Origin of the sequence: Arthrobacter sp. Hiyo1 (assembly GCF_001263615.2) — a bacterium.
GTDB lineage: Bacteria > Actinomycetota > Actinomycetes > Actinomycetales > Micrococcaceae > Arthrobacter.
Map to the genome: position 1 here is coordinate 870,006 of NZ_DF952469.1, position 4,768 is coordinate 874,773.

Here is a 4,768-nt window from a genome sequence, read left to right on the forward strand (position 1 = left end):
CACTTCGACCACATCATCCCCTGGCACGACGGCGGACCCACCAGCCTGGCCAACGGCGCGGGCCTGTGCGAAGCATGCAATTTCGCCAAAGAACTCCCCGGCTGGACAGCACAAACCGGGTCGGCAAAACCCGGCATCGGGACACAGCATGTCCTCGAAATCCGCACCCCCACCGGTCATAGCTACCGATCAACAGCACCGCCGCTGCCAGGAACCGGGCTATCCATGACCACGGCGCCAGATTCCAGAAGCCACCGACGCAAGCTCCGACACCATGCAAAGGCGCTTAAATACGCCCAACCCACCAAACTGCGGGCCGCCTAAGTAAGCTATGCCGAGCCGGACGACGTGTCTTTCGGGCCGGTGTCTTTCGGGCCGGTGTCTTTCGGAACCGCGTCTTTCGGCGCCGCATCTTTGGGGCCCGCATCTTTCGCAGCAAGCGGCAGGGTGATCCTCATGACCGTTCCCCGCGGCCCGCTGCGCTCAACCTCCACAGTGCCGCGGGCCCCGGTGATGATTTCACGGACCAGCGCCAAGCCGATTCCGAAGCTGCGCTGGCCTGGTGCGCCCTCCGGACTGTGTGTCCTCACGAAGCGGTCAAAGATCCGGGTCTGGTCCACGCCTTTGATCCCAGCCCCGGAATCCGAAACCGTGACCACTGCGCGGTTGCCGAGCACCGCCGTCGTGATCCCCACCTGGCCGCCAGCTGGGGTGTGTGCCAGCGCGTTGTCGGCCAGCGCGAGGAGGGCACGTCGGAAGCCATTGCTGTCAATGAGCGCGAAGGGGCGGTCCTTTTCCGTCAGGGTGACGCGGACGTTCTTCTCTCCCGCGAGCTGTTGCAAGCTCTCGACAACGGCACCCGCCACCTTGGCGAGATCGCTCGGCTCTGCGGCTGCGTCCGGAGGCGAGCCGGTGGCTGCGACAAGCAATTCGTTGACGATGCCGGTGAGGGTAGCTGTGTCATTTCGGATGCGGGCGAGCGCTTCCCCCGTTTTTGAGTCCGCGGCGGCATCGCGCTGGGCGAGCTGGACCCGTGCATCGAGGATGGCGAGGGGCGTGCGCAATTCGTGGCTGGCGTCCTGAACGAAACGTCGCTGCAGGGCAAGCGCTTCGCCAAGAGGCCTGATGGCGCTCCGCGCGCTGAGCCAGCCGATGGCACCGGCGAGGAGGATCCCCGCAATGCCGGCAACGATCATGGCCTTCAGGAGGTCCTTTGTGTCCAGATATGCGTAGACGGAGTCGGTTTCGCCTGGTCCCGGCAGCGTTGGATGCTGCGCCTGGTTGAAGAGGTAGATCGCGGCGGACGCAAGCAGGCAAAGAACCAAAACCGCGCATGCCGCGCTGATCCGCACTGCGATCTTCAGGGAGGCTTTGCGGAGCGTCTCCTGGTCCGGGTTCTCAGTCATGGGTGTCGTTCTCAGTCATGGGGGTCGCCGATCTGGTATCCGAGGCCGTGGACTGTCCGGATCACCGTTTTGGAAATCTTGCGGCGCAAATGGTGGACGTAGGTGTCAATCACGCCCGGCTGGTCCGTGGGGTGGAATAAGGCGTTGATGAGGTCTTCACGGGTAAACACACGCTCGGGTTCGCCGGCCAGGATTTCGAGGAGCCCGGCCTCCTTCGCCGTCAGGGTGACGACGGAACCGTACACGGAGCGCACGGAGCGGGCACCGGCGTCGAACTCCCAATCCCCGATTCCCAGGGTCTGGGGCGGCAGCGCGTACGTTCGGGTGAGGGCTCGCAAGCGGGCGGCCAATTCCATGGCGTCGAACGGCTTGCTCATGTAATCGTTCGCCCCGGCGTCGAGGCCCCGGATCTTCTCATCGGTGGCACCGAGCGCCGTCAGGATGAGGATCGGGGTGGCAATCCCCTTGGCACGAAGGGCCTTGATGAGTGCGATGCCGTCCATGACCGGCAGCCCCCGGTCAATGACCATCGCATCCCAACTCTGGGTCAAGGCGAGGTGGAGCCCGTCGCGCCCATTGACAGCCAAGCGGACAGAGAAGTCCGGCTCCAGGAGTTCGCTGATGAGCGGCCCCAGGGCGGAGTCGTCTTCGACCAAGAGGAGGGCCGGCCGCTCAGCTGTTGTCATGCTGCCTATTCTTCCCCGGCGTGCCCGTTCGCGGCGCCTACCTTGACGTTGCGCCGCTTTTTGAGCAACTCGACTCCCCACGGCAGGACGGAGACCAAAACCATGATTACGGCAATGGCGTCAATGTTGTTTGCGATGAACTCGTAGTGTCCCAGCCACGAGCAGGAGTGTCACGGAGGTCGCCCAAATGACGGCCCCGGCGATGTTCCACAGGGTAAAGGATTTGTAGTTGTAGCGCGCGATGCCTGCGCTGAGCGGCGCAAACGTCCGCACAATGGGGACAAAGCGGGCCAAGACGATTGCGGGGCCGCCGCGGCGCTTGAAGAATTCTTCGGCCGCGTCCAAGTGGGCGGTTTTCAAGACCCGGGCGTCGTCCTTGAACCATCGCCGTCCGAACTTGCGCCCAAGCATGTAGCCGATCTGGTCTCCTGCGATGGCGGCGGCTGATACGACGGCGATCAACACAGGCAGTTCAAGCTGCAGTTGCTGGTGAAGCAGGCCCGTGGTGAACAGCAAGGAGTCACCGGGCAGGAAAGGGAACAGGAGACCGGATTCGATGAAGACGATCAGCGCCACTACTCCCAGCGCCGCAGGGCCCAAGCCCTGGAGGAGGGTGGTGGGATCAAGGAATGCGGGCATGGCGGAAAGTACGTGCATGGGGTCCTCCTCAGGATCCGTGTGCTTGGGTTGGGGCTGCTTCCGAGGCGGCTGCTTCCGAGGCGCCTGCTTCTGATGCAACGCCAAACGGTAGCCGCGCGAAAACCCGAGGGGCGTACCGGTTCCAGAGCCCGGCCAATACGATCACTGCGGCGCTGGTGGCGAGGAATGACGCCACAACGTCGCTGGGGTAATGGACTCCGATGTAGATACGCGACCACGCCACCACCACGGCCATGACAGCACCGGCCCACGCAGTGATGACGCCCCACCGGCTTCCCCGGACCAGGAAGTACAGAGCGAAGGCGAGCGCTACGGCGAAGGCGGTGTGGCCGCTGGGAAAACTGTTGGAACCCGTTTCCGGAGCCAGGGGGTCGAAAAGAAGCGCGGGGTTGGGCCGGTGGCGGGCAACGATAAGTTTGAATACCTCGCTGGCAACCCAGCCCGAACATGCAAAGAGCACAAACATGACAGCCCGCACGAAGGACTTGCGGACCAGGCAAAGGTACAAGCCGATCACGAGGACAATGCAGACTCCCGCTACGGGGGCGAAGAGGACGTTCAAAGCCATGGCCGCGGTGGTCAGTGCGCCCAGGTGATGGCGGCTGAGTTCCTGGTCAATACCGAATTCCCCAGTGGTCAGACCCGCTACCGCCTGCACGCTGAAGCCAATGGCAAGCACTGCCGCGGCGAGGACAATGCCCCACAGGAGCCAGAACCTCGTCTGGGGAAGCAACGGCACACTGTGACGGACGACGGCGGAAGCGCGGCCTTCCGTGGAAGTGTTCTGCTTGGGGTGTGATCGCATGGTGTCTCCGGTTCGGGGTGACGGCCGTTGTGCGGCCTGTTTCCACTCTCCCGTGGGGCACTTAAGAAGCTCTTAAGAACTCCTGGACACGGCCCTTTCCCCTTGACCCGCACGTGGATGGGCCCCAGAGTTTAGGAACCTACTGTCCGCCACATCGAAGGGTCTGGGATGTCCGAATTTGCGATCTCGAAAGACGGTACCCGCATCGGGTATGACCAATACGGCGAAGGACCTGCCGTCATCCTGGTTGGCGGCGCGATGCAATTCAGGGGCTTCGACTCCAACACCATGGAAATGGCCAAGCTCCTGGCCGCCAAGGGGTTCACGGTGCTGAATTACGACCGGCGCGGCCGAGGGGAAAGCGCTGAGGCTCCGTCATTCAGCCTGAAGGACAACATCGACGATCTCGCCACGCTCATCGACATCGTGGGCGGCCAGGCCGCGCTCTTCGGGAGCTCGTCCGGTGGCTCGATTTCCCTGGCAGCGGCGGCAGCAGGCTTGCCCGTCACGAAGCTCGCGCTCTGGGAGACTCCGCTGAGCGAAGAACTCGGCGCCGGCGGGGCTGAATTCTTCGCCGGGCTCCAGGAACGGGTCGCCTCCGGCGACAAGGCTGGCACCATCGAGTACTACATGAAGGACATGCCGCCGGAGTGGCTGGCCGGAGCCAAGAACAGTCCAGGATGGCCCATCATGATCGAATTGGGCCCCAGCCTTTTGGCCGACGCCGAATCCCTCGCGTGGTCCCAGTCCGCGCCTCGGGCAGAGCTCTGGTCCGGCATCACCCAGCCCACCCTCGCGATAGTCGGCGAGCAGACCGTCCCGATCATGCCGAAAGCGGCCGACTCCATCGTGGCCAACATCCCGAGCGCCCGCAAAGCTACCATTCCAGGCGCCAACCACGGCTGGGAACCTAGCGTCATGGCCGACGCCTTGGCCGAGTTCCTCGCCGAGTAATACGGCACTCGCTTTCACCATGAACCTGGCCGGGATCGCCGTCGAGCTCTACACACTGGTTCCCTCGGCCTTCACGGCGGCCCGCACTGCGCGGGCCAAGGAAGCCAAGTCGGATGGGGATGCCGAACTGGCGAAACAAATCGCCCAGTTGCCCAAGCCTTCGACGGCGGCGTGGGCCGTCAACATGCTTGTCCGGCACGGCACCAAGGAATTCGCCGGCGTCCTGGAGCTTGGGGCCTCGCTCGGGCGAGCCCAGG

6 protein-coding genes and 1 pseudogene are annotated in these 4,768 nt (G+C 63.9%); 3 read left to right on the forward strand and 4 right to left on the reverse strand.

Annotated elements, in window-relative coordinates; translation table 11 throughout:
- The coding region (locus AHiyo1_RS08285; protein WP_148667502.1) for an HNH endonuclease at positions 1-324 on the forward strand (324 nt) is incomplete at its 5' end.
- A gap of 5 nt (positions 325-329) precedes the next feature.
- Here the strand turns inward: AHiyo1_RS08285 and AHiyo1_RS08290 are convergent.
- From AHiyo1_RS08290 to AHiyo1_RS08305, 4 genes are all read right to left on the reverse strand, one after another.
- On the reverse strand, positions 330-1,406 hold the full coding sequence (locus tag AHiyo1_RS08290) for a sensor histidine kinase (protein WP_084784415.1): 1,077 nt from the start codon (positions 1,404-1,406) through the stop codon (positions 330-332).
- Between the two features lie 11 nt (positions 1,407-1,417).
- Entirely contained in the window at positions 1,418-2,092 is a 675-nt protein-coding gene (locus AHiyo1_RS08295) for a response regulator transcription factor (RefSeq protein WP_059388236.1), read from the reverse strand.
- Between the two features lie 120 nt (positions 2,093-2,212).
- Positions 2,213-2,749, reverse strand: coding sequence for a DedA family protein (locus tag AHiyo1_RS08300; RefSeq protein ID WP_253257214.1), 537 nt, complete (start codon positions 2,747-2,749; stop codon positions 2,213-2,215).
- 10 nt (positions 2,750-2,759) lie between these two features.
- Complete coding sequence (locus AHiyo1_RS08305; RefSeq protein ID WP_059388237.1) at positions 2,760-3,557, reverse strand: phosphatase PAP2 family protein; 798 nt, start codon at positions 3,555-3,557, stop codon at positions 2,760-2,762.
- 168 nt (positions 3,558-3,725) lie between these two features.
- On the opposite strand from AHiyo1_RS08305, the gene AHiyo1_RS08310 reads away from it, so the two are divergent.
- Positions 3,726-4,511 carry an alpha/beta fold hydrolase gene (locus tag AHiyo1_RS08310; RefSeq protein ID WP_059388238.1) on the forward strand — a complete coding sequence of 262 codons (786 nt, stop codon included), beginning with the start codon at positions 3,726-3,728 and terminating at the stop codon, positions 4,509-4,511.
- 19 nt (positions 4,512-4,530) lie between these two features.
- Positions 4,531-4,768, forward strand: a pseudogene (locus AHiyo1_RS24590) (hypothetical protein); the annotation flags it as partial.

Excerpts from the sequence above, each read along its gene's own strand:
- AHiyo1_RS08295 (WP_059388236.1), bottom strand. The coding sequence starts at position 2,092 with ATGACAACAGCTGAGCGGCCGGCCCTCCTCTTGGTCGAAGACGACTCC.
- AHiyo1_RS08300 (WP_253257214.1), bottom strand. The coding sequence starts at position 2,749 with ATGCACGTACTTTCCGCCATGCCCGCATTCCTTGATCCCACCACCCTC.
- AHiyo1_RS08310 (WP_059388238.1), top strand. The coding sequence starts at position 3,726 with ATGTCCGAATTTGCGATCTCGAAAGACGGTACCCGCATCGGGTATGAC.
- AHiyo1_RS08305 (WP_059388237.1), bottom strand. The coding sequence starts at position 3,557 with ATGCGATCACACCCCAAGCAGAACACTTCCACGGAAGGCCGCGCTTCC.
- AHiyo1_RS08290 (WP_084784415.1), bottom strand. The coding sequence starts at position 1,406 with ATGACTGAGAACCCGGACCAGGAGACGCTCCGCAAAGCCTCCCTGAAG.